The sequence below is a fragment of the Kribbella sp. WER1 genome (assembly GCF_054189145.1).
The window spans coordinates 1,079,461-1,104,500 of sequence record NZ_CM135186.1 but is presented as its reverse complement, the minus strand read 5'-3'; the positions used below and the strand labels follow the sequence as shown (position 1 = coordinate 1,104,500).

Here is a 25,040-nt window from a genome sequence, read left to right as displayed (position 1 = left end):
CGGGGAAGCAGGCTGTCTATCGCATGGCGAAACCACCGGAACAGGTCTCCACGACCCGGCGACGTCCGGTATGGCTGGATCTCCGCCGTACCGGACGTGGTCTGGGAGCGATGCTGTACGGCGGGCTCGCGTCGCTGATCACGCTGACGCTGACGTTCTGGCTGCTGCCGCAGATCAGCAGCGACGGCCGGCTGCCGATCTTCCGGCTGGTCGTGCTGCTGGCGGTGTTCTCGGTGATCATGCGCTGGATCCTGGCCGGGATCGCGGTACTGATCGGGTCGATCGGCGTCCTGGTCGGCGGGCTGCTGTCGCAGTTCGCGGTGGTGTACCTCGGGATCACCGTCGACCCCGGCGTCGACCTGCACGGCGGGGTCGAGGCGCCGGTGCTGGTGTCGATCGTGATGTCGTCGATCAGCGCCTTCGTCGGCTGGGTCGCCTACGCCGGCAGTGACGACGCGTACGTCGCCGAGGTGATGCGGGTCGTGCACCGGCGCGCGCGGCGGATCCAGCCGGCGCCGAAGACCGGGATGCTGATCGTCCAGATCGACGGCCTGTCCGCCCCGCTGCTGAACTGGATGGTGCTGGCCGGCAACCTGCCGAACCTCGGCGGCTGGATCCGGGACGGCAACCACTCGTTGCAGACCTGGCACACCGGCGTCCCGGCGACCACGCCGGCGAGTCAGGCGGGCATCCTGCACGGCGGCTCGCTGCACATCCCGGCCTTCCGCTGGTACGAGAAGGAGGCCGGCCGGGTCATGGTCACCAACCGGGCCCGGGACGCGGCGGAGATCGAGAAGCGGATGTCGACCGGGCGCGGGCTGCTCGCGGACGGCGGCGTCAGCATCAGCAACAACTGGTCCGGCGACGCCGAGAAGTGCGAGCTGGTCTTCAGCCAGGCCGCCCTGCCGAACAGCCGCAGCCGCGGCTACATCCGGTTCTTCTCCAGCCCGCAGGGGGCCGCGCGCGGGCTGATCCTGTGCGTCGCCGAGGTGATCAAGGAGCTGCACCAGGCCCGCCGGCAACGCGTCCGGCACCTGGTTCCGCGGGTCAAGCGCGGCGGCGGGTACATCTTCCTGCGCGCGATCACCAACGTCCTGCTCCGCGACCTGAATGTCTCGCTGATCACCGACGAGCTGGTCAAGGGCACGCCGGTGATCTACTGCGACTTCGTCGACTACGACGAGGTCGCGCACCACGCCGGGCCGACCCGCGCCGAGTCGCTGCAGACCCTCGAGGGCCTGGACCGGGTGCTCGGCGCGCTGCAGCGGATCATCGACATCCTGCCGCACTCGTACGAGATCGTCGTACTGTCCGACCACGGCCAGAGCCAGGGCTCGACGTTCCTGCAGCGCTACGGGCGGACGCTGGCCGAGGTGGTCGACGACCTGGTCGACACCACCAAGGAGCCGGTCCAGGCGGTCGGCAAGTCCGAGGGCTGGGGCCCGGTGAACGCGTTCCTGACCGAGCTCTCGATGCGCCGCAGCGTCACCGGGTCGATGACCCGGAAGGCGCTGCACGTGAAGACCGGCGAGGTCGAGCTCGGCCCGAAGGACTGCGAGCCGCCGGTCGCCGCGGACGAGCAGATGGTCGTCACCGCCTCCGGGAACCTGGCCCTGATCTACCTCGCGACCACGCCCGGCCGGGTGCCGCTGGAGGAGATCGAGCTGCTGCACCCGAAGCTGGTCCCGGGCCTCGCGACGCATCCGGGGATCGGGTTCGTGGTGGTCGACTCGCTCGCCGAGGGCCCGGTCGCGATCGGCGCCGCCGGGGTGCACGTGCTGCGCTCCGGACGGATCGAGGGCGAGGACCCGTTGACGCCGTACGGCGAACTCGCCGCGGCGTCGATGCTCCGGCAGGCCGGGATGCCGCACAACGGCGACCTGGTCGTGGTCAGCCGGCTGGACGAGTACACCCACGAGGTGGCGGCGTTCGAGGAACTGGTCGGGTGCCACGGCGGGATCGGCGGCTGGCAGACCGAGGCGGTGCTGGTGCACCCGAGCCGCTGGGTGCTCGGCGAGCCTCCCGTAGGCTCGGATGCGGTACACGAGGTGCTGATCGGCTGGCTGGAGAAGCTGGGGCAGCGCAAGGACCAGCAGGAACCGGTCGAGTCGAAGGTAGAGGCCTGAATGCGCGTCACCTGGTGGGGTCACGCCACCGCCACGATCGAGGCGAACGGCACCCGGCTCCTCACCGACCCGGTGCTGACCGCGCGGATCGCGCACCTGCGCCGGCGCCGCGGCCCGGTGCCGCTGCCCGGGGCGGGGGACTGCGACGCGGTCCTGGTGTCGCACCTGCACGCCGACCACCTGCACCTGACGTCGCTGCCGTTCATCTCGCCGGACGCCGCGCTGGTGGTGCCGCGCGGCGCCGCGAAGCTGATCCACGCGGACAGCGGGCCGCTGTACTCGGACCGCTGCATCGAAGTTGCTCCCGGCAACCAGGTGAAGGTCGGGTCGCTGGAGATCAGCGTGGTCACCGCGCATCACGACGGCCGCCGGCTGCCGTGGTCGTCGTACTCCGCGCCCGCCGTCGGGTACCGGATCGACAGCTCGCCGAGTGTCTGGTTCGCCGGGGACACCGACCTGTACGACGGTCTCGCGGCCGAGGCCGGGCCGGTCGATCTCGCGCTGGTGCCCGTCGGCGGCTGGGGTCCGTCGCTCGGACCTGGTCACCTGGACCCGGTCCGGGCTGCCGAGGCGGTGCGGCGGGTCGGGGCGACGACCGCGGTGCCGGTACATTTCGGGACGTTCTGGCCGATCGGCTGCGACTGGATCAAGCCGGAGCTGTTCCTGCCACCGGGGGAGAGGTTCAAGACCGCGATGACCGACGTCGACCCCGCGGTGAAGGTCGAGGTCCTGAACCCGGGTGACTCGCTCGAGGTTCCCGCACTGTGAGCGAGCGAAGCGAGTTCACCGTCCAGCACAGCGGGTCTCGCCGCGCAGCGGCGCCCGCAGCGAAGCGAGGACGTCGATGAGCGGGGACGCCACGTTCGATCTTTGGTATTTGGTTGCGTTGGCCGGGGCGGTGCTGATCGGGGCGGTGCTGCCTGTGCTGCCGACCGGGGCAGCGGTGTCGGCGGGCGCCGTACTCGCGTCGCACGGCAATCCGATCGGGCTGGTCGGGGTGCTGATCGCCGGCGCGGGTGGTGCGTACCTCGGCGACCTGATCGTGTACGCCGGCTGCCGCTTCGGCGGGGAGCGGCTCGCGAAGCGGATCGGGTGGCTGCGCGACAACGCGTCGCTGGACACACTGCGGGACCGGCTGTCCGAGCACGAGATCGGCGTCCTGCTCACATCCCGGCTGATCCCCGGCGGCCGGGTGCCGGTGCTGCTCGCGGCGGGCCTCGCCGGGTACCGCTGGGAGCGGTTCGCGATCGTCGACCTGGCCGCCTCGTCGCTGTGGGCCGCGGTCTACATGGCGATCGGCCTGCTCGGCTACGCGCTCTTCGACGAGCCGTGGCAGGGCGTGCTGGCGGCGATCGTGTTGGTCATCCTGACCACCGTCGTCAGCAGCCTGGTCCAGCGCGCCCGCCGCCGCTCGAAGGCCGCGTCAAAGACCGAATGACGCGTGGCGGAGCTGGTCCACCGCCTCCGCCTCGCCGTCCAGGTGTACGTCGGCCACCGCCTGCCGCCCGCTGCAGAACAGCACCAGCTCCGCGGGCTCACCCGTCACCGTCACCGAACCGTCCGCGGTCGGCTGCTTCGCGACCACCGACGTACCGTCCGGCCGAGCCAGCACCAGACCGGTCGGCGACTTGCGCGCCATCGACCGCGCCGCCAACCGGAGGCCCTTCCACAGTCCCTCCTGCTGATCGGCCGGCAGCGTCCGGACCTCGTACGACGGCTGCGCGCGGCGGACGTCCTCGTGATGGATGAAGTACTCCGAGGTGTTGATCTGCGCGCCGAGCTTCGGCACCGCGAACAGCGACACCCGCGGCGGCCCGCTCCGCACCTTGTCGACCACCTCGGCGAAGCCGTATCTGTCCTTCACCCGCTGCATCCGGCGCGCGGTGGTGTCGGCGAACGCCGAGATCACCAGGCCAGGCCCAGCCATCGGATCGGCCTCCCGGACGTACAGATGCACCGCTAGGTCGTAGGCGTCCCAGCCTTCACAGAGCGTCGGCGCGGCAGGCCCGACCTCATCGAACAGGTCACACAAAGCGAGTCGTTCTACCCGGCTGTAGTCGGTCACATATCCGATCGTAGTTGTCGGTAGTGGGTGGCAGAATGTCAATCGTTGTCATGCCTGTGTCCCGCGTATGCACCTGTCTGCCTGGAGTGAGTCTTGCCTGTCCCGAAAGTCCCCGACAAGGGCAGCGTCACCCGGCGGGGGTTCGGCGTGCTGCGGGTCGCGATCTGGGAGGAGCCGGGCATCTTCGCGCTGTCCGTGCTCGCCAGCATGCTGTACGGCGCGATGACCGTGGCCGGCGGATGGGCGCTCGGCTGGTCCACCGACCACCTGATCCGCCCGGCGTTCGAGCGCGGTGACGTCAGCGGCGGCGCGATCGCGGCGCTGATCTCGCTGTTCATCGGGATCGCGATCCTGAACGCGATCGGCGTCGTCGGGCGCCGGCTCGGGGCCGGCGTGATGCAGTTCCGGCTGCAGGCGACGTACCGCCGCCGCGTCACCCGGCAGTACCTGAAGCTGCCGCTCGAGTGGCACCACCAGCACTCGACCGGCATGTTGCTGTCGAACGCGAACGCCGACGTGGAGTCGACCTGGTTCGTGATCGCGCCGCTGCCGATGGCGATCGGTGTGATCGCGATGCTGGTGTTCGCGACCATCGCGATGTTCGCCGCGGACGTCTGGCTGGCGCTGGTCGGCTGCCTGGTGTTCCCGCTGGTCTTCGTCGCGAACGTGATCTTCCAGCGGTACCTGCAGCCGCTCGCGACCCGCGCGCAGCAGCTCCGCGCCGACGTGTCCGAGGTGGCGCACGAGTCGTTCGACGGCGCGCTGGTGGTGAAGACGCTGGGCCGGGAGGCGGCCGAGACCGAGCGCTTCCGGGAGCCGACGTACGCGCTCCGGGACGCGAACATCGCGGTGAACAAGGCCCGCGGCATGTTCGACCCGGTGATCGACGGCCTGCCGCGGCTCGGTGTCCTCGCCGTACTGCTGGTCGGCGTCGGGCGGGTGAAGTCCGGCGGTGCCGATGCGGGCGACGTGGTGCAGGTGGCGTTCCTGTTCACGCTGATCGGGTTCCCGATCCGCGCGCTCGGCTGGGTGCTCGGCGAGCTCCCGCGTTCGGTCGTCGGCTGGGACCGGGTGCAGCGGGTGCTGACCGCCGAGGGCGGGATGGAGTACGGCGAGGCGCGGCTGACGTCGGCGAAGGCGGCCCGGCTGCAGGTGGCCGGCGTCCGGTTCGGGTACCTCCCGGAGCGCGACGTACTCGCCGGTGTCGACTTCACCGTCGAGCCTGGCCGGACGGTCGCGGTCGTCGGGCCGACCGGGTCCGGGAAGTCGACGCTGACCACGCTGCTGACCCGGCTGGTCGACCCGGAGCAGGGCGCGGTGAAGGTCGACGGCATCGACCTGCGCGAGCTGGCCCGCGACGAGCTGGCCGGATCGGTCGCGCTGGTCGCCCAGACGGCGTTCCTGTTCGACGACACCATCCGCGGGAACATCACCCTCGGAGGCGAGTACACGGACGACGACGTCTGGGACGCGCTCCGGATCGCCCAGGGCGACGGCTTCGTGAAGGCGCTGCCGGAGGGCCTGGACACCAAGGTCGGCGAGCGCGGTACGTCGCTGTCCGGCGGGCAGCGGCAGCGGATCGCGCTCGCCCGGGCGTTGGTCCGGCGGCCGCGGCTGCTGATCCTCGACGACGCGACCAGCGCGGTCGACCCGCAGGTCGAGGCCCGGATCCTGGCCGGGCTGCGGTCCGCCGTCCAGGACGACTCGGGATCGGCGACGACGGTGCTGGTGATCGCGTACCGGAAGGCGACGATCTCGCTCGCCGACGAGGTGCTGTTCCTGAACGACGGCCGGATCCAGGCGCACGGCTCGCACACCGAGCTGCAGGCGTCGACCCCGGCGTACCGGGACCTGGTGGACGCGTACGAGAAGGACGCCGAACGGCGCGAGGAAGAAGAGGTTTCACTGTGAAGGAGCGCAGCGAGTTCACCATCGAACAGAGCAGCGCCTCGCACTCATCCACGCCCGGAGCGAAGCGAGGACGTGGATGAGCGCGGCCGAAGCAAGTCGTCTCGACCATGGCGACAACGCGGGCGGGATGCAGACCCTCAAGGAGGGTCTGAAGGTCTCGCCGGAGCTGGCGCGCGGGTGGTGGCTGACCGGGATTCTCGCGCTGACCATGACGGCCGGGCGGATCGTGGTACCGATCGCGGTCCAGCAGACCATCGACAAGGGCCTGTCCGGACCGAAGGGCCCGAACATGTCGTACGTCGCCTGGATGTGCCTGGTCTGCGCGCTCGGCGTGATCCTGACTGCGGGCGCGTCGTACCTGACCACCGTCCGGCTCGCGATCAACTCCGAGCACGGGCTCGCGACGATGCGGATCAAGGCGTTCCGGCACGTGCACGACCTGCCGGTGCTGACCCAGAGCACCGAGCGCCGCGGCGCACTGGTCAGCCGGGTCACCTCGGACGTCGACACGGTGTCGCAGTTCCTGCAGTTCGGCGGGTTCATCTTCCTGGTCAGCCTCGGGCAGATGTTCCTCGCGACGATCGTGATGTTCTTCTACTCGTGGCAGCTCGCGCTCGTCGTGCTGATCTGCTTCGTGCCGCTGTTCGGCAGCCTGAAGTACCTGCAGCGCGCGATGTCGGCGGCGTACGGCGTGGTCCGGGCGAAGGTCGGCGAGATGCTGTCCGCGATCGCGGAGCCGGTGGTCGGCGCGCAGGTGGTCCGCTCGTACGCGATCGAGCAGCGCACCCAGGGCCGGATCGACGCCTCGATCGAGGACTACCGCAAGACCGCGACGAAGGCGCAGGCGATCACCGGTGTGACGTTCTCGATCGGCGGCCTGGCCGCGGGTCTCGCGAATGCCGGCGTACTGACCGTCGGCGTACTGCTCGGCGTGGACAAGCAGGCGACGCTGGGGGAGCTGCTCGCGTTCATGTTCCTGGTCGCGCTGTTCTCCGACCCGGTGCAGATCGCGACGCAGGTGCTGACCGACGCACAGAGCGCGTTCGCGGGCTGGCGGCGGGTGCTCGGCGTGATCGCGACCCCGGCCGACGTCGCGGACCCGGGCGAGGACGGCGTACGGCAGCAGCGCGGGCCGATCACGGTGGAGTTCGCCGACGTCGACTTCGCGTACCCCGAAGGCGAGCTGGTACTGCGGGACGTCGACGTCCGGATCGAACCGCGGCGCCGGGTCGCGGTCGTCGGCGAGACCGGGTCCGGCAAGACGACGTTCGCGAAGCTGCTCACCCGGCTGATGGACCCGACCTCCGGGGCGGTCCGGCTGGACGGGGTGGACGCGCGGGAGATCTCGTTCGACTCGCTGCGGGAGCGGGTCGTGATGGTGCCGCAGGACGGGTACCTGTTCGACGCGTCCCTGGCCGACAACGTACGGTTCGGCAGGCCGGAGGTGACGGACGCGGAGCTGCTGGCCGCGTTCGAGTCGCTGGGGCTGACGGACTGGCTGGAGTCGCTGCCGGACGGGCTGGACTCGCCGGTCGGTCAGCGCGGGGAGTCGCTGTCCGCGGGGGAGCGGCAGCTGGTCGCGCTGGTCCGGGCGAACATCGCGGACCCGGACCTGCTGGTGCTGGACGAGGCGACGTCGGCGGTCGACCCCGGGACCGAGGTCCGGGTGAACGCCGCGCTCGAGCGGCTGATGGCCGGCCGTACGTCGGTGACGATCGCGCACCGGCTGTCGACGGCGGAGGCCGCGGACGAGGTTCTGGTGTTCGACGAAGGTGTTGTGGTGGAGCGGGGGCCGCACGCTCAGTTGGTTGCGGCCGGTGGGGTCTACAGCCGGCTGCACGACAGCTGGATCGCGCAGCGCAGCGCGGTGTGACGTACCGAAGAACGGGTAGTGCTCTACCCGTTCTTCGGTACAGCAGTCACGGGGTCGGCGCGGTCCCCGGCCCCGGCTGCGGGACCAGCAGGAACTCCACTCCGCCCTTGTCGTCCACCGCCGCGTCCAGGATCTTGTCGTCGAGGGCGTTCGCGGCGTTCTGCTCGAGGAAGACCCGGGCACCCGCCTCCTCGACGACCTGGTCTCCCGGCTGCGGAGCCTCGGTCGTGGTCACCGCGAGCGCCGGATCCGCCGGGTTCTCCTGCGAGATCCGCACCCCGGCTCCGTCCGGCGCACCCTCGACCCCGGTGATGCTCTTGATCACCAGCGTCGCGTTCTCAGTCAGGGTCAGCACAGCCACTCCATCCGTCGGTTGTCACTAGCCCCCGCCCCGTGCCCGCCTCCCCAAATCACAAACCCCCTCTTTGAGCCCCCACCAACCATTTCCCGGCACGAATTCTGGTTGGTGGGGGCTCAAGGTCAGGCGATGTCGGCGAGCGGGGACGGCGTGACGCGCCAGGTGGGTGGGGGTGTGGTGCGGGAGGTGCCGCGCGCGAACGCGGCGTGGAGACGCGCGATCAGGTCCGAGCGTGGATCGACCACGTCTTCCCAGCCGAAGTGGCAAATTTCGACACCGCGGTCGCCGAGGCGCTGGTCGCGCCGGTGGCTGCGGCGCATCGTCCGCCGCCGTTCCTCGGGCGAGTCCGCGTCGTACTTCGCGAGGCCGTCCGCCTCCCCGACCGTCCGAAAGTCCGGCCAGAAGAAGTCGACACGTTCGGGCATCCACCAGACGCCGTCGAAGAACTGGACCTGGAGCACCGGCGCCGGCAATTTCGCCGCCGCGAACCGCGCCCGCGAGATCGACTCGAGAACCGACTCGGACATCGGATCCCCGAACTCGATCGTGGCGCGGGCCGACCTGATCCCGGGCCAGTGCTCCTGGCGTGCGCAGACCTCGAGCAGCTCGGACATCGCCGTACCGTTCCGCAAGGCATGGTCGACCGTGGCGACCGCTTCCCACGTCGGCAGTTCCCGGGCGAGGTCGACGACGGTCCTCGCGATACCGGTGACGGGCAGCCGGCCGTGCTGCGACAGGTCAGGAGTGGCGAGCCCGGCCCGCCGTACGACGATGTCCGCGCGGAGCTGGTTGCGCGGGGCGGCCGGTGGACGCGTCAGCCAACTCGCGTCGGCCGGCGGCGCGGCCCGTCGCCGGTGATCGGTCCACACCGGGAGTCCGGCCAGCCGGGCGGCGCTGAAGTGGCTCACGACCGAGCCCGGATAGGCCGCCTGCGCACAGGCGATCACCGCGAGGCTCTCGTCGAGCCGCCCGTCGATGTAGTGACCATGCCGGTGCCAGAGGTCACGTCGCCGTACCAGCCGACGAAGATCCGCGTCGCCGATCCCAAGCCCAAGAAGCACATGCCGAGCCACAGGTTCCCGCGCCGCAACCCGCACCCGCCCCCAAGTCACCTCATCCAACCGATCCATCCCCCCATCCTCCCCGCCCCGCCCGCGCGCCGCTCCACCCCTGTGGACAACCCGTCTTCGGGTCCCCACCAACCAGATTTCGGCGCGAGTTTTGGTTGGTGGAGGCCCAAAGACCCAAAGACGGCATAACGGATGTGCGGACTGTCGGTGCGATGGTGTGGGATCGGGGGATGGCGATCGAGTTGAGTACTGCGGGGACCGGCGAGCTGGAGACCGTGGTGGCGGTGTTGCGGGAGTGGACCCGGGAGGACGTGCCGTTGCAGCTGCATCCGGGGGATCTCGGGTGGTTCTGGCGGTTCGGGATCGAGCGGACCGCGGCGGCGACCCGGATCTGGCGGCGGGACGGTCAGATCGTCGCGCTCGGGATGCTCGACGAGCCGGACTGGGTGCGGATGGCGATCGCGCCGGACGCGCAGCGCGACGAGGAGCTCGCGGAGCGGATCGTCGCGGACGTCGCGGACCCGGCGACCGGGGTGCTGATCGAGGGCAAGGTGTTCGTCGAGACGCCGATGGCGGCGCTCGCCCAGGACCTGCTCGCCAAGGAGGGCTGGAAGTGGGACGACCCGTGGATCCCGCTGCGCCGTGACCTGACCGATCCGGTGCCGGACCCGGGCGTCCGGGTGGATGTGATCGGTTCCGAGGAGGCGCACGAGCGGGCCGGGGTGCAGCGGGCGTCGTTCGACGGGTCCACGTTCACCAACGACCGCTGGTTCGCGATGGCCGACGGCGTGCCGTACGCCGACGCGCAGTGCCTGGTGCTCCGCAACCAGCTCGGCGAGTCGGTGGCGGCCGCGACGATCTGGTCCGCGGGCGCGGGCAAACCCGGCTACATCGAGCCGATGGGCGTGCACCGGCTGCACCGCGGCCGCGGCTACGGCACCGCGATCGTGCTCGCCTGCGCCCGGGCGCTGCGGGAGCTGGGCGCGTCCAGCATCTACACCTGTACGCCGGCTTTCAACGACGGCGCGGTCGCGACGTACCAGGCCGCGGGCCTCGAGCCCCAGCCCGAGATCCGCGCCCAGTACCGCGAGGCCTAGGCCGTCGCGACGTCGTCGGCGGCCCGGAGCACCCGGAGGATGTTGCCGCCGGCAAGTTTGGCGAGGTCGTCGTCGCTCCAGCCGCGGTCGGCCAGCGCGCTGAACAGCACCGGGTACGACGCCACGTCCGGCAGTTCGGTCGGGAAGTCCGGGCAGCCGTCGTAGTCGCCGCCGACGCCGATGTGGTCGATGCCGGCCACCTCGCGGACGTGCTCGACATGCGCGACCACGTCCGCGAGCGAGGCCTGCGGCCGCGGCCTGCCGACCAGTTCCTCGAGCTGCGCGCGGTGCTCGGGACCGTACACGTGCAGCCCGGCCTCCTTCGCCTTGGCCTGCGCGTCGTTCACCCACTCCGCATACGCCTGCGACACGAACATCGGCACGAACGTCACCATGCAGACCCCGTCGTTCCCGGCCAGCGTCTCGAGTACGTCGTCCGGCGCGTTCCGCGGTACGTCGCAGACCGCGCGGGCCGACGAGTGGCTGAAGATCGCCGGCGCGTCGGTCACCCGGAGCGCGTGCCGCATGGTGTCTGCGGAGACGTGCGAGAGATCGACCAGCATGCCGATCCGGTTCATCTCGCGGACCACCTGCTCGCCGAACTCGTTCATCCCGCCGAGCACCGGCTCGTCGGTCGCGGAGTCCGCCCAGGACACGTTGTCGTTGTGCGTGAGCGTCATGTACCGGACGCCGAGCGACCGCATCACCCGCAGCACGCCGAGGGACTCGCCGATCGAGTGACCGCCCTCCATGCCCATCAGCGACGCGACCCGGCCGGCCTTGATCGCGGCCTCGACGTCGTCGGCGGTGTCGGCGAGCTGCAGGTCCTCGGGGAACCGCTGCACCAGTTGCCGGACGAAGTCCAGCTGCTCGAAGGTCCGGCGTACCGCGTGCTCGTCCTGGGGCACCCACAGCGACCAGAACTGGCCGCCGACGTGCCCGGTCCGCAGCCGCGGCAGGTCGGTGTTGAGCTGCGGGACGGACCCGGCCAGATCGTGCGCGTCCAGGTCGTACCCACACAACTCGTAGAACGCGATCGGCAGGTCGTTGTGCCCGTCGATCACCGGATGGTCCGCCAGCACCGCCTGAACCCGTGCCTCACTCGTCGTCATGCCGGCCATCTTGTCAGCAATCCACGCACCGGAGTTCGTCGGCGCACACCGTTGTCGGGCCGCGACTTGTGATCAGCGACAATGGACGGGTGAACATCGACGAGTTGACCTTCGACGCGGCCGGGCTGATCCCGGCGGTGGTGCAGCAGTACGACACGCGCGAGGTCCTGATGGTGGGCTGGATGAACGCCGAGGCAGTACGCCGTACCGCGGAGACCGGACGCAGCACGTTCTGGTCGCGCAGCCGGCAGCAGTACTGGGTCAAGGGCGAGACCAGCGGCCATCGGCAGCACGTCAAGCAGCTCCTCGTCGACTGCGACGCGGACACCCTGCTGGTGCTCGTCGACCAGGAAGGCCCGGCCTGCCACACCGGCACCCGCAGCTGCTTCGAGCACGGCGAGATCGAGGTGGCGGCGTGACGGTCCCGGAGCTGGAGACCTTCCGCGAGTACGCGAAGGACCGCCGGGTCATCCCGGTCACCCGCCGGCTGCTGGCCGACGCGGAGACCCCGATCGGGGTGTACGGCAAGCTGGCCGCCGAGCGCGAGGGCACGTTCCTGCTGGAGTCCGCGGAGAACGGCGGCGTCTGGTCGCGGTACTCGTTCATCGGTGTCCGCTCGGCCGCGACGCTGACCGAGCGCAACGGCGAGGCCGTCTGGACCGGGAACCCGCCGGTCGGGCTGCCGGAGACCGGCGACCCGCTGCGGGCGCTCCGGGAGACGCTGGAGATCCTGCACACCCCGCGGCTGCCGGGCCTGCCGCCGCTGACCGGCGGCATGGTCGGCTTCCTCGGGTACGACGCCGTCCGACGGCTGGAGCGGTTGCCGGACACAACCACCGACGACCTCGGGCTGCCCGAGCTGACGTTCCTGTTCGCGACCGACCTGGCCGCGCTCGACCACGAGACCGGCGAGATCTGGCTGATCGCGAACGCGGTCAACTGGGACGACTCCGACGACCGCGTCGACGAGGCGTACGCGGACGCCGTCCGCCGGCTGGACGCGATGGAGCGGGACCTCGCGCGGCCGACCCCGTCGTACGTCGTGCGCGCCGACCGGCAGGCCGAGCCGGATCCGCACCGGCAGCGGTCGAGCGCGGAGTACCGGCAGGCCGTCGAGCACGCCAAGGAGGAGATCCGGGCGGGCGAGGCGTTCCAGATCGTCGTCTCGCAGCGGTTCGAGCTGCCGACCACCGCGTCCGCGCTGGACATCTACCGGGTGCTCCGCCGGTCGAACCCGAGTCCGTACATGTATCTGGTCCGGCTGGACGGCTTCGACATCGTCGGCTCCAGCCCGGAGGCCCTGGTCAAGGTCACCGAGAACAAGGTGATCCTGCACCCGATCGCCGGCACCCGGCGGCGCGGCGCGACGCCGGAGGAGGACCACGCGCTGGAGGAGGAGCTGCGCGCGGACGCCAAGGAACGCGCCGAGCATCTGATGCTGGTGGACCTCGGCCGCAACGACGTCGGCCGGGTCTGCGCACCGGGCACCGTCGAGGTCGTGGACTTCATGGATGTCCGGCGGTACAGCCACGTGATGCACCTGGAGTCCACCGTGACCGGTCAGCTGGCGGCCGGGCGGACCGCGTTCGACGCGCTCACCGCGGCGTTCCCGGCCGGGACGTTGTCCGGGGCGCCGAAGCCGCGGGCGATGGAGATCATCGACAAGCTCGAGATCACCCGGCGCGGTGTGTACGGCGGCGTGGTCGGCTATCTGGACTTCGCCGGCGACGCCGACACCGCGATCGCGATCCGGACCGCGGTGCTGCGCGGCGGGACGGCGTACGTCCAGGCCGGTGCCGGGATCGTCGCGGACTCGGACCCGGCCGCCGAGGACGCGGAGTGCCGGACGAAGGCGGCCGCCGTACTGAACGCGATCGCGGTCGCGGGAACGTTCAGCGACATATGAGGGAAGTATGAGATTCCAGCGGATCGTCGACCTGCTCGCCGTCGCGGCGCTCGCCCTGCTCGCCCTGTCGGGCTACCTGACCTGGGTGTCGGCCAACCCGGGCAACGGGCGCAAAGACGTGGTTTTCAACGGGTACACGATCACCAAGGCGCCGCTGACCTTCGCGCTGGCCGCCGTGGTGGCCGTTGTGGTCATGAAGCTCGGCGGCACGCTGCTGCGGAGAGTCCTGGGCGCCCTGGTGCTGTTGCTCGGGGCGGGCGCGGTCGTCGTCGCCTTGACCGTGCGCCCCGACGGCCCGGAGCTGAGCAGGCTGCGGCCGGAGCTGAGCGATGTGGTCGCGGACCAGGTGACGCAGACGCTCGGGCCGGCGCCGTGGTTCGCCCTGGTGGGCGGCATCGCGCTGGTGGCGGCCGGTCTGCTGGCCATGGTGACAGCGCAGCGATGGCGGCGCGCTACGCAGCGGTACGAGCGTGATCCGGCCGCCGCACCGGCTGATCAGTGGAAGGCGATCGACGCCGGGGAGGACCCGACTCTCTGATCGCGGAGGGCTACCGCCACAATAGGACGGGACGACGAGGAGGAGTGGCGCCAGATGAACAATACGGTGGCGAATCAAGGGGCGGACCGGATCGAGGAGGAGGCTCCGCACGATCTGCACGGCAACAGCCCCGCGGCGTGGACGGCGGTGGCGATCGTGCTGGTCGCGTTCACGCTCGGCGCCATCGCGATGGTGCTCGGGCCGAACTGGGTGCTGTTCTGGATCTCCGTCGGCATCGCGGTGCTCGGTGCGCTGGCCGGCAAGGTGCTGCAGCTGCTGGGGTTCGGGGTTCCGACCGACGGCCACCTCTGAAGGGCGGACGGACATGACTGTGCTTGACGACATTCTCGCCGGGGTCCGTGCGGACCTCGCGGAGCGCCAGGCGCGGGTCAGCCTGGACGACCTCAAGGAAGAGGCCCGGCGCAAGCCGGACGCCAAGGACCCGATGCCGGTGTTCCGTGGCGACGGGATCGCGGTGATCGCCGAGGTGAAGCGGTCCAGCCCGTCCAAGGGCGAGCTGGCCGAGATCACCGACCCGGCCGCGCTGGCCGGGGAGTACGAGCTCGGTGGCGCCGCGGCGATCTCGGTGCTCACCGAGGAGCGCCGGTTCAACGGCAGCCTGGACGACCTGCGCGCGGTCCGCGGCCGGGTGGACGTGCCCGTGCTGCGCAAGGACTTCGTGGTCTCGTCGTACCAGCTCTGGGAGGCCCGGGCGGCCGGCGCCGACATGGTGCTGCTGATCGCGGCCGCGCTCGAGCAGGAGGCGCTGGTCTCGCTGATCGAGCGGGCCCAGTCGATCGGGCTGTGCCCGCTGGTCGAGGTGCACGACGAGGAGGAGACCCGGCGTGCGGTGGACGCCGGCGCCCAGCTCATCGGCGTGAACAACCGGAACCTGAAGACCCTCGAGGTCGACCGGGACACCTTCGCCCGGGTGGCGCCGACGATCCCGACCGAGCTGGTCCGGGTGGCCGAGTCCGGGGTCCGTGGCCCGCATGATGTAATCGAGTTCGCGCGCGCCGGGGCCGATGTCGTCCTCGTCGGTGAGACTCTGGTGACCGGCCGCGATCCGCGCGCCTCGGTCGCCGACCTCGTCGCCGCCGGATCGCATCCCGCCATCCAGCAGCGGCACTAGTACATCCGGGCCGGTCCAAACGGCACCGGGAAAGAAACTCTCCCGTGCCGTCTGGGCCGGGCTTGGAAGGTTTTGTCGGATGAGTACTGTGCTGCCCGACCAGTTCGGGCACTTCGGCCGTTTCGGCGGCAGGTTCATGCCGGAGGCGCTGATCGCGCCGCTCGACGAGCTCACGCAGGCGTGGCGCGAGGCCATGGCCGACCCGGAGTTCACCGGTGAGTTCGAGCGGATGCTGCGCGAGTACATCGGCGCCCCGAGCCTGCTGTACGACGCGACCCGGCTGTCGGACGTCGCCGGTGCGCGGATCCTGCTGAAGCGCGAGGACCTCAACCACACCGGCGCGCACAAGATCCGGAACGCGATCGGCCAGGCGCTGCTCACCAAGCGGATGGGCAAGCCGCGGGTGATCGCCGAGACCGGCGCCGGTCAGCACGGTGTCGCGACCGCGACCGCGTGTGCGTACCTCGGCCTCGAGTGCGTGGTCTACATGGGCGAGGTCGACACCGAGCGGCAGGCGCTGAACGTGGCCCGGATGCGGCTGCTCGGAGCCGAGGTGATCTCGGTCAAGACCGGCAGCCGGACGCTGAAGGACGCGATCAACGACGCGCTCCGCGACTGGGTCGCCAGCGTCGACAAGACGCACTACATCCTCGGTACGGCGGCCGGTTCGCACCCGTTCCCGGCGATGGTCCGCGACTTCGTCCGCGGGATCGGCGACGAGGCCCGCGAGCAGACGCTGGCGCTGACCGGGAAGCTGCCGGACGCCGCGGTCGCGTCGGTCGGCGGCGGCTCGAACGCGATCGGCCTGTTCACCGCGTTCATCCCGGACGAGGACGTGAAGCTGTACGGCATCGAGCCGGGCGGCGACGGGTTCGAGACCGGTCGGCACGCGGCCACGATCACGGCCGGGCAGGTCGGCGTACTGCACGGTGCGCGGTCGTTCCTGCTGCAGGACGAGGACGGGCAGACGATCGAGTCGCACTCGATCTCGGCCGGGCTGGACTACCCGGGCGTCGGCCCGGAGCACGCGTGGCTGGCCGAGACCGGGCGCGCGACGTACCGGCCGATCACGGACGCCGAGGCGATGGAGGCGTTCAAGCTGCTGTCGCGGACCGAGGGCATCATCCCGGCGATCGAGTCCGCGCACGCGGTCGCGGGGGCGCTCGGCATCGCTCGCGAATTGGGGCCGGAGGCAACCATTCTGGTGAACCTGTCCGGCCGCGGCGACAAGGACATGGACACGGCCGCGACCTGGTTCGGCCTGGGTGAGAAGGGATCCGGGGAATGAGCGAGCTTGCCCTGGGCAAGGCCGGAGCCGCGATCCGGAAGGCGAACGACGCCGGCCGCGGCGCGTTCATCGGCTACCTGCCGGCCGGGTACCCGACGTACGACGGCGCGGTCGACGGGCTGAAGGCGCTCGTCGACGGCGGCGCCGACGTGATCGAGCTGGGCCTGCCGTACAGCGACCCGGTGATGGACGGCGTGACGATCCAGCGGGCCACCGAGATCGCGCTCGCGGGCGGTCTGCGGACCCGGGACGTGCTCAGCACGGTCGAGAAGCTCGCGGCGTACTCCGACGTCCCGGTGCTCGTGATGACCTACTGGAACCCGATCGAGCGGTACGGCGTGGACCGGTTCGCGGCGGACTTCGCCGGCGTCGGGGGAGCGGGGCTGATCACGCCCGACCTGATCCCGGACGAGGGCGCGGAATGGATCGCCGCGGCGGACAAGCACGACCTGGACAAGGTGTTCCTGGTGTCGCCGTCGTCGACCGACGAGCGGATCGCGATGACCACCGCGGCCTGCCGCGGGTTCGTGTACGCGACCGCCGTGATGGGCGTCACCGGCGCGCGGGACAAGCCGTCCGACCTGGCCGCGCCGCTGGTGGCCCGTACGCACGCGGCGACCGGGCTGCCGGTCGGCGTCGGTCTCGGCATCTCGAACGGCGAGCAGGCGGGCGGTGTGACCGCGTTCGCGGACGCGGCGATCGTTGGCGCGGCCCTCGTCCGGGCGCTCGGCGACGGCGGTCCGGCCGCCGTCCGGTCGCTCGCGGAGGACCTGGCCGCGGGCGTCCGCCGGGAACCCCGTACGCCCGTCGATCGTTAGTAGAGCCGTGAGTCGAACCAGGAACGCCGCGCTGCTGTTGGCGGCGGTGGCTCTGCTCGCCCTCGCGGGCTGCAGTGGCAATCAGCAGAAGGCCGACAACCCGGGCGGAGCGATCATCCGCAGCAGCCAGGACCCGAACGGGTTGCGCGGTGCCACCCTGGACCGGCCGTACTCGATGCCCGCGGCCACCTTGACCGACACCAACGGCGACCCGTTCAACCTGGTCACGTCGACGAAGAAGCCGGTCACGCTGGTGTTCTTCGGGTACACGAACTGCCCGGACGTGTGCCCGACCGTGATGGCCGACGTCGCGTCCGCGCTCACCAAGCTGGACAAGTCGGTGCAGGACCAGATCCAGATGCTGTTCATCACCACGGACCCGGCCCGCGACACCGGGCCGGTGATGCGCAAGTACCTGGACCGGTTCGACCCGTCGTTCGTCGGGCTGACCGGGTCGCTGACGTCGATCAAGGACATCGCGAAGGCGGTCGGCGTACCGGTCGAGGGCATGCAGAAGCTGCCGTCCGGCGGGTACGAGGTCGGTCACGGAGCGCAGGTGATCGGCTTCGGGAAGGACGACAAGGCAACCGTGATCTGGCTGTCGAACGCCGCGATCGGCGACCTGGCGCACGACTTCGGGAAGCTGGTCGAGGAGAACCAGTGAGACGGCGGGGCTGGTTCGGGTGGGTCTCGCTGGGGGCGCGGTTGCTGCTCGGCGGCGTGATGCTGGTCGCCGGCGCGATGAAGGTGACCGATCCGGAGACCGCCGCGCAGGCGGTCCGGGCGTACGAGCTGCTGCCGTCGTCGCTGGTGCAGCCGGTCGGCTGGGGGCTGCCGTTCCTGGAGATCGCGATCGGGCTGCTGCTGATCGTCGGCTTCGGGGTCCGGGCCTCCGCGGTCGCCGCCGGGGTGTTCCTGGTGGCGTTCGTGGTCGCGGTGGCCTCGGCCTGGGCGCGTGGGCTGTCGATCGACTGCGGCTGTTTCGGCGGCGGCGGGCAGGTCGCGCCGGGACAAACGAAGTACCTGCAGGAGATCCTGCGCGACGTCGGCCTGCTGGTGCTGGCCGGCTGGCTGTGGTTCCACCCGGCCAGTAAGTTCGCCGTCGTGTCCGAAACACCACAAGGAGTCACCGCGTCGTGAGTAATCCCGTGAATCCATTGGCGCAGCAGCCGAAGCGCCGGATCTCACCAGGCATCGTCGTGGCCGTCATCTTGGTGCTGGCTCTGGCCGCCGGCGTCGGCGTGCAGTACTACCGCGGCCACTCCAAGGTCGAGGTGACCTCGACCGGGCGGCCGGAGCCCGCCGTCATCACCGGGCCGGGGACGTCCGGCAAGGGCGTCACGGTCGGCAAGGCCGGCGCGAAGGTGAACATCGACCTGTACCTCGACTTCCGCTGCCCGCACTGCGCGGACTTCGAGAAGGAGAGCGGCGCGACCATCGACAAGCTGGTCGCGGACGGTACGGCGACGCTCACGTACTGGCCGCTGCAGTTCGTGAACCCGAGCGCCTCCCCGCGGCTGGCGAACGCGTTCGCCGCGGCCGCCGCGAACGGCAAGGCGCTGGGCTTCGCGGACCAGTTGTACGGCGACTTCACGAAGTCCTGGACCACGGACCAGCTGATCGAGCTCGGCAAGCAGCTCGGCGTCGGCGACGCGAAGTACCAGCAGGCGCTGCAGGACAACACGTACAAGGGCTGGCTGGAGTCGGTCGGCAAGGCCGCAGACGACCGCGGTGTGACCGGCACGCCGACCGTCTACCTGAACGGGAAGCAGCTGCCGGCCGACGATCTGACCGCCGAGGGCCTGCAGAAGGCCGCGGATGCTGCTGTGGCTGAGGCTGCATCGTGACCGTGCGTTTGTGGCCGTGCCCGGACGGGTCGAGTAGCGTTCCCACTTGCCATGTCTAGTCTGAGTCTTGCCGTGACGGTTCCGGCGTTCATCCCCAGCCCGAGCCAGGGTGTCTGGCACGTTCTCGGCCTGCCGATCCGCGCGTACGCGCTGTGCATCCTGGCCGGCATCTTCGCCGGGTACTGGCTCGGCCGCCGCCGCTGGGTCGCCCGCGGCGGCTCCGCGCCGGTGCTCGCCGACATCATGTTCTGGGCGATCCCGTTCGGGCTGGTCGGTGCGCGGATCTACCACGTGATCACCGACGCCGAGCTGTACTTCGGTCCCGGCAAGCACCCGATCGACGCGCTGAAGATCTGGCACGGCGGGCTCGGCATCTGGGGTGCCGTCGGGTTCGGCGCGCTTGGGGCGTGGATCGCCTGCCGGCGAGCGAAGGTGCCGTTCCTGGCGGTCGCGGACGCGATGGCGCCCGGGATCGCGCTGGCGCAGATCTTCGGCCGGTTCGGCAACTACTTCAACCAGGAGCTGTTCGGCCGCCCGACCACGAAGCCGTGGGGGCTGGAGATCTCGCCGGACCACCGCCCGCCGGGGTACGCCGACTTCGCGACGTTCCACCCGACGTTCCTGTACGAGGCGGTCTGGAACCTCGGCGTGGTCGCGCTCGTGCTGCTCGCCGACCGTCGCTTCAAGCTCGGCCACGGCCGCGCCTTCTTCCTGTACGCCGCCGCCTACACCGCGGGCCGCGCCTGGATCGAGAACCTGCGCATCGACACGGTCAACCACATCTTCGGCCTCCGCCTGAACGTGTGGACCGCCCTCATCATGTTCGTCCTCGCCGTCATCGCCTTCATCCTCAGCGCCCGCCTCCGCCCAGGCCAGGAAGCCATCACCGCGGGCCCCGCAGCGGGCACTCCGCCCACCGGAGCCCCGACCGCCGACGGCACGACCGCCGACGGCACGAGCGCCGACGGCGCGGCTGCCGATGGGGCGACTGCTGGCGGCGCGAGTGTTGGCGGCGCGACGGCTGCCGGGTCGACTGCTGACCGGGCGGCGGATGCCGCGGCCGGGGGAGCTGACCGGGCAACCTCTGCCGGTGCTCACGACCAGGCCTCCTCGGCGGAGCCGGCCGGTGGGCCGGCTGCCGAGGAGACACCGGGGCCGACGCATCACACCGGGCCGCGACTGAAGTGAGCGAGTTCCCGCAGGTTTCTGCGGAGCACCGGGGCGATCACAGCCACCGGGACGTGACCGGCGGCTGGTTGCGGCCGGCTGTGTTCGGCGCGATGGACGGGCTGGTGTCGAACTTCGCGCTGATCGCCGGCATGGACGGCGGCACCAGCTCCGGCTCGAAGTTCATCGTGCTGGCCGGCCTCGCGGGGCTGGCCGCCGGTGCGTTCTCGATGGCGGCGGGGGAGTACACCTCGGTCGCCTCGCAGCGCGAACTCGCGCACGCCGAGATCGAGGTCGAGCGCGGCGAGATCGCGAAGCACGCGCTCGACGAGGAGATCGAGCTCGCCGAGACCTACCGCGCGAAGGGCCTCGACCCGGACCTGGCCGGCAAGGTCGCCAAACAGTTCCACGCGAACCCTGACCAGGCCCTCGAGGAACACGTCCGCGAGGAGCTCGGCATCAACCCGTCCGACCTCCCGAACCCGCTCGTCGCCGCCGCATCCTCCTTCATCTGCTTCGCCCTGGGCGCCTTCGTCCCCCTGCTCCCGTACCTGCTGGGCGCCCCCAACGTCCTCCCGTCCCTCGTCCTCGCTCTCACGGCCCTGTTCGTCTGCGGCGCCGTCGTCTCCCGCGTCACCACCCGCTCCTGGTGGTACTCCGGCCTCCGCCAACTCCTCCTCGGCGCCGCAGCCGCCGCCCTCACCTACTTCGTCGGCACCCTCGTCGGCCCCGGCCTCGGCTGACCCTGGACACTTGGCGAGCCGTCCGCGACACTCATCGAACGTCGCGAGACGGACACTCGTAGTTACCATCGAAAGATGGCGAGCAGCGTGTTCTGCACCAGATACAGCCTCGAGCTGAACCTCACGTTGCCTGACCTGGGCCAGCCGGATTACCCCGATCTGCGGAGCGAGATCTACGGAGACGACGCCGACCAGGACCCTGAGTTCTTGCAGTGCATCCAAAGCGCGCAAGGTATTCCGTGCAACGCCGAGGCAGCGGGCAAGTCGTCCTACATGTACATCCAGCGGCGTGAGGGTGGCCTCGTCGCCGTGCACCGCAATCCGGGAAAGCACGTGGTCACCCGTGCGGAGAGCGACGAGCACAAGGCGCTGAAGGAACGGATCTGCAAGGACGCGGAGGCTGCCGGGTTCGGCGCGGACATCGAGTCCAGGTCGGGCGACGGGCGACGTCGTACGGATGTGATCGTCGACGGCCTGAACGGCATCCGGATCGGATGGGAGCCGCAGATGTCGAAGCTCGGACGTCAGGCGGTAGAGCGCCGTACCGCGCTCGCGAAACGCGACGGTCTGACGTCGATGTGGCTGACGAAGTCGGACAAGGCGGAGCTGATCAACCGAGCGCCGTGGTCACGGATCAAGGAGACGCCATGGCGCGAGATCGCAGCAGGCGACCCGCTCGAGATCATCGGCGGAGTCAACCGGCTGGACGTCTGGCGATGCGACAGCAGTTCGATCCTGCCATGTCCGGTGACGAAGAGCGGCCGCTGTGGGAAGTTCCATGGCCGATGGGTGGCTGCGAGCAACATCTACCTCAACAAGTTGGTCGAGTTCACTGCCACCGGTGAGTACCGCGAGCTGCACCTGAAGCGAATCCCCGGATTTCGGCCCGAACGGTACCTGTGGGCTCCTCGTGAGGAGGTGACCAGGTACCGCGAGATCACGTCGGACGACGCCGAGGAATCTGAACGGGCCACGCCCGCGACGGGTGATCCCGAGGTCCGGGAGCGGCCGCTCGACCCATCCTGCAAGTACGGGGAGGAGACCGGGTTCCGCGCGCCGCCGACGCCGATCCGGGACACCGGGGAGCCGGTTCCGGTCCCGCACCTGCGTCCGGGCCCGGATCCCCGCGCCATCCGTCGGCCTGAACTGCTCGACTGGAGTCACCCATCGCATTGGAGCGTGGAAGCGCGCCCCTGCACGATGTGCGGTGGGCTGACGAATCTGCGGGACGAGCGCGCTCGCCCGATGCACAAGGTCTGCGCCGAGGCGCAGCTTCAGATCGGCTGACTGCTGGTGAACAGCGCGCTGTAGGCGTTCAGGGCGGGCTGGCCGCCGAGGTGGGCGTAGAGGACGGTGGAGGTGGGTGGGATGTCGCCGGTGCGGATCAGGTCGATCAGGCCGGCCATGGACTTTCCTTCGTAGACCGGGTCGATGATCATGCCTTCGAGTTGCCCGGTGAGGCGGATCGCGTCGAGGGTGGATTGGACGGGTACGCCGTACTTGTCGCCGGCCCAGCCGTCCAGGACGGTGATCTCGTCGGCGCGGAGGTCGCGGCCGAGGTCGATCAGGGCGGCGGTGTTGCGGGCGATCCGTTCGACCTGGTCGCGGGTCTCCTGGAGTTTGGCGCTGGCGTCGATGCCGAGGACCCGGCGCGGGCGGTCCTGGCCGGCGAATCCGGCGATCATGCCGGCATGGGTGGAGCCGGTGACCGAGCAGACCACGATCGTGTCGAAGAAGACGCCGAGCTCCCGTTCCTGCTGCTCGACCTCGTAGGCCCACTGGGCGAACCCGAGCCCGCCGAGCCGGTGGTCGGAGGCGCCGGCCGGGATCGCGTACGGCGTACCGCCGCGGGCCTCGACGTCCGCGAGGGCCTGCCGCCAGCTGTCCTTGAAGCCGATCCCGAACCCGGCCGGGTCGAGCCGGACCTCGGCACCCATGATCCGGCTGAGCAGGATGTTGCCGACCCGGTCGTTGAGCGCGTCCGGCCAGTCGACCCAGTTCTCCTGGACCAGCACGGCCTTCAGCCCGACCTTCGCGGCGACGGCGGCGACCTGGCGGGTGTGGTTCGACTGGTACCCGCCGATCGACACGAGCGTGTCGGCGCCCTGCGCGAGCGCGTCCGGGATCAGGTACTCGAGCTTCCGCGTCTTGTTCCCGCCGTACGCGAGGCCCGAGTTGCAGTCCTCGCGCTTCGCCCAGATCTTCGCGCCGCCGAGGTGCGCGGACAGCCGCTCCAGCGGATGCACCGGGCTCGGACCGAACAACAGCGGAAATCGGGGGAAATCGCTCAATGCCATGGCTACCATCCTCCAGGTGCTCGCTCAGCTGGGAACCATCTTCACCCGCTTCGCCCCCGTGGACTCAGGAAACGTCTCGTACGGCGTCCAGTCCGAGACGGCGAGGTACTTCGTCAAGACCGCCGGCGACCCCGCCGCGCCCAACGCGTACCTGGCCTTCGCCGACCGGGTCGCCCTGCTCCGCAATGCCGCCGACCTCGCGACCGCGGTCCCGCATCCCGCACTGCCCACGCTGCACGACGTACTCGAGACGCCCGAAGGCCCCTACCTCGTCTACGAATGGCGCGACGGCGACCTGCTCGGCGACCCCACCAGCCGCGAGCGCTTCCAGGCCCTCCCGACCGCCGAGATCCTCGCCGCCCTCAACGCGCTGTACGACCTGCACGCCGCGGTGGACGCGGCCGGCTGGGTCGAGTGCGACTTCTACAACTCGTCGATGCTGTACGACTTCCCGGCCCGCCGCCTCACGGTGATCGACCTGGACCTCTACCACCGCGGGCCGACCCGCAACCACATGGGCCAGATGTTCGGATCCAGCAGCTACATGGCTCCCGAGGAGCACGTCCTCGGCGCCCCGATCGACACCCGCACCACGGCGTACGTGATGGCCCGCGCCGGCCAGATCCTGCTCCCCGACCCGCCGCAACCCGTCGCGGACGTGCTGATCGAAGCCACCACGACCCGTTTCCCCAACTACCAGGCCTTCTACGAGGCGTGGCTGACTGCCTCGTCGACGATCGACGCGACGCTGCCCAACCGGTCCGCCTGAGCCCAGGCCGCCCGCGAGATCCCGGTGTACGCCGCCACCAGCACGGCCCCGCACCGCACGTCGTCGGCGAGACCGTCCAGCGGCACGTCCGCGGCCAGCATCAGGTAGCCCAGGTCGAACCCGGCCGGCCCCATCCCGAACTGCTCCCAGTCGATCGCGACCACGTCGTCCCCGTCCCGCCCGAGCAGGTTCGCCGGATGCGCATCCCCGTGTGTCGGCACCCGCGGGAGCCCGTCCAGTACGTCGAGCGCCGCCTCCCGACGTACCCACAGCTCCTCGGTCGCCGGTGTCGCCAACGCACCCAGCGCAGCCCAGCCGCCCCGAGCCTCCACCCGCCGCAGACGATCCCGGAGTACGTTCCGGGCACCCCACTCCGGCTCCGCCACCCGGCACCCCGCAAACCGCGTCAGCGCCCCCACCAGCGCCTCGGGAGTCCAGTCGTACGGCGCGACGTGGGCCATCCGTAGCGTGATCCCGTCCGCGTCCCGCTCCACCCCGTGACAGGCCGGCGCCCGCACCCCGGGCGTACCGTCGACGACGCCGGACTCGGCGACCAGCGCCTGCCGTTCCCAGTACGCGTGGTGACGCGGGTCGGCCACGCCGGGGACCAGGCGTTTCACCACCTCGCCGCCGGGTGTCCGCCAGACGCCGCCGGTCGCCTGGCCGGTGCCGGCGGTGAGCGGTTGCCAGTCGGGGGAGGGGTGCCAGGACATGGTTCCGGCCTATCAGTCCCGGCAAGTGAATTTCCGGTGCCGTGGGTGGTTGTGGCGGCGCCTGGCTGGGAAGATAGGAGGCTACTAGTGAGCGCTTGCTTACTGAGGGTCATCAAGTCGTTGCGCGGTGGACAGGAAGTCCATTTGGCGGGCGTCATGAGGTAGTCTCGGGACTCCCGGCTTGGGCCAGTGTTGTCCCGCGGCCAGCAG

The 25,040-nt window shown here is 70.5% G+C and carries 26 protein-coding genes; 20 read left to right on the top strand and 6 right to left on the bottom strand.

Going from position 1 to position 25,040, the window contains the following annotated elements:
* Positions 1–23: 23 nt before the first annotated feature.
* The 3 genes from ACXJJ3_RS05445 to ACXJJ3_RS05435 all read left to right on the top strand — a co-directional run bounded on the left by ACXJJ3_RS05445 (position 24) and on the right by ACXJJ3_RS05435 (position 3,564).
* A complete protein-coding gene (locus ACXJJ3_RS05445) occupies positions 24–2,126 on the top strand; it encodes an alkaline phosphatase family protein (RefSeq protein ID WP_458168836.1) in 2,103 nt (700 codons plus the stop codon).
* On the top strand, positions 2,127–2,894 hold the full coding sequence (locus ACXJJ3_RS05440; RefSeq protein WP_458168835.1) for an MBL fold metallo-hydrolase: 768 nt from the start codon (positions 2,127–2,129) through the stop codon (positions 2,892–2,894). It begins immediately after the preceding gene.
* A gap of 76 nt (positions 2,895–2,970) precedes the next feature.
* Complete coding sequence (locus ACXJJ3_RS05435; RefSeq protein WP_458168834.1) at positions 2,971–3,564, top strand: DedA family protein; 594 nt, start codon at positions 2,971–2,973, stop codon at positions 3,562–3,564.
* Here the strand turns inward: ACXJJ3_RS05435 and ACXJJ3_RS05430 are convergent.
* The gene (locus tag ACXJJ3_RS05430; protein WP_458168833.1) at positions 3,550–4,191 is read right to left on the bottom strand and encodes a TIGR03085 family metal-binding protein; all 642 of its coding nucleotides are present in this window, start codon (positions 4,189–4,191) and stop codon (positions 3,550–3,552) included. The genes ACXJJ3_RS05435 and ACXJJ3_RS05430 overlap by 15 nt on opposite strands.
* Positions 4,192–4,284: 93 nt before the next feature.
* Between ACXJJ3_RS05430 and ACXJJ3_RS05425 the strand changes: the two genes are divergently transcribed.
* On the top strand, positions 4,285–6,102 hold the full coding sequence (locus ACXJJ3_RS05425) for an ABC transporter ATP-binding protein (protein WP_458168832.1): 1,818 nt from the start codon (positions 4,285–4,287) through the stop codon (positions 6,100–6,102).
* A gap of 76 nt (positions 6,103–6,178) precedes the next feature.
* Positions 6,179–7,975: an ABC transporter ATP-binding protein gene (locus tag ACXJJ3_RS05420; protein ID WP_458168831.1), complete on the top strand. Its 1,797-nt coding sequence runs from the start codon at positions 6,179–6,181 to the stop codon at positions 7,973–7,975.
* Between the two features lie 46 nt (positions 7,976–8,021).
* Here the strand turns inward: ACXJJ3_RS05420 and ACXJJ3_RS05415 are convergent, their stop codons facing one another.
* Together ACXJJ3_RS05415 and ACXJJ3_RS05410 are read right to left on the bottom strand one after the other, a co-directional pair.
* On the bottom strand, positions 8,022–8,330 hold the full coding sequence (locus ACXJJ3_RS05415; RefSeq protein WP_458168830.1) for a Fe-S cluster assembly protein HesB: 309 nt from the start codon (positions 8,328–8,330) through the stop codon (positions 8,022–8,024).
* Positions 8,331–8,455: 125 nt separating this feature from the next.
* Positions 8,456–9,394: a hypothetical protein gene (locus ACXJJ3_RS05410; RefSeq protein ID WP_458168829.1), complete on the bottom strand. Its 939-nt coding sequence runs from the start codon at positions 9,392–9,394 to the stop codon at positions 8,456–8,458.
* Positions 9,395–9,633: 239 nt separating this feature from the next.
* On the opposite strand from ACXJJ3_RS05410, the gene ACXJJ3_RS05405 reads away from it, so the two are divergent.
* On the top strand, positions 9,634–10,500 hold the full coding sequence (locus ACXJJ3_RS05405; RefSeq protein ID WP_458168828.1) for a GNAT family N-acetyltransferase: 867 nt from the start codon (positions 9,634–9,636) through the stop codon (positions 10,498–10,500).
* Here ACXJJ3_RS05405 and ACXJJ3_RS05400 read toward each other — a convergent pair.
* The gene (locus tag ACXJJ3_RS05400; RefSeq protein ID WP_458168827.1) at positions 10,497–11,612 is read right to left on the bottom strand and encodes a dipeptidase; all 1,116 of its coding nucleotides are present in this window, start codon (positions 11,610–11,612) and stop codon (positions 10,497–10,499) included. The genes ACXJJ3_RS05405 and ACXJJ3_RS05400 overlap by 4 nt on opposite strands.
* An 89-nt stretch (positions 11,613–11,701) precedes the next feature.
* Between ACXJJ3_RS05400 and hisI the strand changes: the two genes are divergently transcribed.
* The 13 genes from hisI to ACXJJ3_RS05335 all read left to right on the top strand — a co-directional run bounded on the left by hisI (position 11,702) and on the right by ACXJJ3_RS05335 (position 22,338).
* Positions 11,702–12,031: a phosphoribosyl-AMP cyclohydrolase gene (gene hisI, locus ACXJJ3_RS05395; RefSeq protein ID WP_458168826.1), complete on the top strand. Its 330-nt coding sequence runs from the start codon at positions 11,702–11,704 to the stop codon at positions 12,029–12,031.
* Positions 12,028–13,518 carry an anthranilate synthase component I gene (locus ACXJJ3_RS05390; RefSeq protein ID WP_458168825.1) on the top strand — a complete coding sequence of 497 codons (1,491 nt, stop codon included), beginning with the start codon at positions 12,028–12,030 and terminating at the stop codon, positions 13,516–13,518. Before hisI ends, ACXJJ3_RS05390 begins: the two co-directional genes overlap by 4 nt.
* 7 nt (positions 13,519–13,525) lie before the next feature.
* On the top strand, positions 13,526–14,056 hold the full coding sequence (locus ACXJJ3_RS05385) for a Trp biosynthesis-associated membrane protein (protein WP_458168824.1): 531 nt from the start codon (positions 13,526–13,528) through the stop codon (positions 14,054–14,056).
* A 54-nt stretch (positions 14,057–14,110) separates the two neighbouring features.
* The gene (locus tag ACXJJ3_RS05380) at positions 14,111–14,368 is read left to right on the top strand and encodes an HGxxPAAW family protein (RefSeq protein WP_458168823.1); all 258 of its coding nucleotides are present in this window, start codon (positions 14,111–14,113) and stop codon (positions 14,366–14,368) included.
* A 13-nt stretch (positions 14,369–14,381) separates the two neighbouring features.
* Positions 14,382–15,188 (top strand): indole-3-glycerol phosphate synthase TrpC, encoded by an 807-nt coding sequence (trpC, locus tag ACXJJ3_RS05375; RefSeq protein ID WP_458168822.1) that lies wholly within the window; start codon positions 14,382–14,384, stop codon positions 15,186–15,188.
* A 79-nt stretch (positions 15,189–15,267) separates the two neighbouring features.
* Positions 15,268–16,476: a tryptophan synthase subunit beta gene (gene trpB, locus ACXJJ3_RS05370; protein WP_458168821.1), complete on the top strand. Its 1,209-nt coding sequence runs from the start codon at positions 15,268–15,270 to the stop codon at positions 16,474–16,476.
* Positions 16,473–17,294 carry a tryptophan synthase subunit alpha gene (gene trpA / locus ACXJJ3_RS05365; RefSeq protein WP_458168820.1) on the top strand — a complete coding sequence of 274 codons (822 nt, stop codon included), beginning with the start codon at positions 16,473–16,475 and terminating at the stop codon, positions 17,292–17,294. The genes trpB and trpA overlap by 4 nt, the downstream gene beginning before the upstream one ends.
* Before the next feature lie 7 nt (positions 17,295–17,301).
* Positions 17,302–17,958 (top strand): SCO family protein, encoded by a 657-nt coding sequence (locus ACXJJ3_RS05360; protein WP_458168819.1) that lies wholly within the window; start codon positions 17,302–17,304, stop codon positions 17,956–17,958.
* Positions 17,955–18,434, top strand: coding sequence for a MauE/DoxX family redox-associated membrane protein (locus tag ACXJJ3_RS05355; protein ID WP_458168818.1), 480 nt, complete (start codon positions 17,955–17,957; stop codon positions 18,432–18,434). Before ACXJJ3_RS05360 ends, ACXJJ3_RS05355 begins: the two co-directional genes overlap by 4 nt.
* A complete protein-coding gene (locus tag ACXJJ3_RS05350) occupies positions 18,431–19,141 on the top strand; it encodes a thioredoxin domain-containing protein (protein ID WP_458168817.1) in 711 nt (236 codons plus the stop codon). The genes ACXJJ3_RS05355 and ACXJJ3_RS05350 overlap by 4 nt, the downstream gene beginning before the upstream one ends.
* Positions 19,142–19,192: 51 nt before the next feature.
* Positions 19,193–20,329 carry a prolipoprotein diacylglyceryl transferase gene (gene lgt, locus ACXJJ3_RS05345; RefSeq protein ID WP_458168816.1) on the top strand — a complete coding sequence of 379 codons (1,137 nt, stop codon included), beginning with the start codon at positions 19,193–19,195 and terminating at the stop codon, positions 20,327–20,329.
* Between the two features lie 53 nt (positions 20,330–20,382).
* Positions 20,383–21,051 (top strand): VIT1/CCC1 transporter family protein, encoded by a 669-nt coding sequence (locus tag ACXJJ3_RS05340; protein ID WP_458168815.1) that lies wholly within the window; start codon positions 20,383–20,385, stop codon positions 21,049–21,051.
* A 75-nt stretch (positions 21,052–21,126) separates the two neighbouring features.
* Positions 21,127–22,338: a competence protein CoiA family protein gene (locus ACXJJ3_RS05335; protein WP_458168814.1), complete on the top strand. Its 1,212-nt coding sequence runs from the start codon at positions 21,127–21,129 to the stop codon at positions 22,336–22,338.
* On the opposite strand, the gene ACXJJ3_RS05330 is transcribed toward ACXJJ3_RS05335, so the two are convergent.
* The gene (locus tag ACXJJ3_RS05330) at positions 22,326–23,348 is read right to left on the bottom strand and encodes a 1-aminocyclopropane-1-carboxylate deaminase (RefSeq protein WP_458168813.1); all 1,023 of its coding nucleotides are present in this window, start codon (positions 23,346–23,348) and stop codon (positions 22,326–22,328) included. The two genes, ACXJJ3_RS05335 and ACXJJ3_RS05330, sit on opposite strands and share 13 nt — an antisense overlap.
* A 16-nt stretch (positions 23,349–23,364) precedes the next feature.
* Here ACXJJ3_RS05330 and ACXJJ3_RS05325 point away from each other — a divergent pair, with 16 nt between their 5' ends.
* Positions 23,365–24,117, top strand: a complete 753-nt coding sequence (locus ACXJJ3_RS05325) for a hypothetical protein (protein WP_458168812.1) — start codon at positions 23,365–23,367, stop codon at positions 24,115–24,117.
* Here ACXJJ3_RS05325 and ACXJJ3_RS05320 read toward each other — a convergent pair.
* Positions 24,054–24,830 (bottom strand): phosphotransferase family protein, encoded by a 777-nt coding sequence (locus tag ACXJJ3_RS05320; protein ID WP_458168811.1) that lies wholly within the window; start codon positions 24,828–24,830, stop codon positions 24,054–24,056. The genes ACXJJ3_RS05325 and ACXJJ3_RS05320 overlap by 64 nt on opposite strands.
* Positions 24,831–25,040: the final 210 nt, after the last annotated feature.

Coding starts and splice junctions, on each gene's coding strand:
- ACXJJ3_RS05405 (WP_458168828.1), top strand. CDS start 9,634: ATGGCGATCGAGTTGAGTACTGCGGGGACCGGCGAGCTGGAGACCGTG.
- ACXJJ3_RS05335 (WP_458168814.1), top strand. CDS start 21,127: ATGGCGAGCAGCGTGTTCTGCACCAGATACAGCCTCGAGCTGAACCTC.
- ACXJJ3_RS05330 (WP_458168813.1), bottom strand. CDS start 23,348: ATGGCATTGAGCGATTTCCCCCGATTTCCGCTGTTGTTCGGTCCGAGC.
- ACXJJ3_RS05320 (WP_458168811.1), bottom strand. CDS start 24,830: ATGTCCTGGCACCCCTCCCCCGACTGGCAACCGCTCACCGCCGGCACC.
- ACXJJ3_RS05400 (WP_458168827.1), bottom strand. CDS start 11,612: ATGACGACGAGTGAGGCACGGGTTCAGGCGGTGCTGGCGGACCATCCG.
- lgt (WP_458168816.1), top strand. CDS start 19,193: ATGTCTAGTCTGAGTCTTGCCGTGACGGTTCCGGCGTTCATCCCCAGC.
- ACXJJ3_RS05435 (WP_458168834.1), top strand. CDS start 2,971: ATGAGCGGGGACGCCACGTTCGATCTTTGGTATTTGGTTGCGTTGGCC.
- trpA (WP_458168820.1), top strand. CDS start 16,473: ATGAGCGAGCTTGCCCTGGGCAAGGCCGGAGCCGCGATCCGGAAGGCG.
- ACXJJ3_RS05380 (WP_458168823.1), top strand. CDS start 14,111: ATGAACAATACGGTGGCGAATCAAGGGGCGGACCGGATCGAGGAGGAG.
- ACXJJ3_RS05420 (WP_458168831.1), top strand. CDS start 6,179: ATGAGCGCGGCCGAAGCAAGTCGTCTCGACCATGGCGACAACGCGGGC.
- ACXJJ3_RS05385 (WP_458168824.1), top strand. CDS start 13,526: ATGAGATTCCAGCGGATCGTCGACCTGCTCGCCGTCGCGGCGCTCGCC.
- ACXJJ3_RS05440 (WP_458168835.1), top strand. CDS start 2,127: ATGCGCGTCACCTGGTGGGGTCACGCCACCGCCACGATCGAGGCGAAC.
- trpB (WP_458168821.1), top strand. CDS start 15,268: ATGAGTACTGTGCTGCCCGACCAGTTCGGGCACTTCGGCCGTTTCGGC.
- trpC (WP_458168822.1), top strand. CDS start 14,382: ATGACTGTGCTTGACGACATTCTCGCCGGGGTCCGTGCGGACCTCGCG.
- ACXJJ3_RS05445 (WP_458168836.1), top strand. CDS start 24: ATGGCGAAACCACCGGAACAGGTCTCCACGACCCGGCGACGTCCGGTA.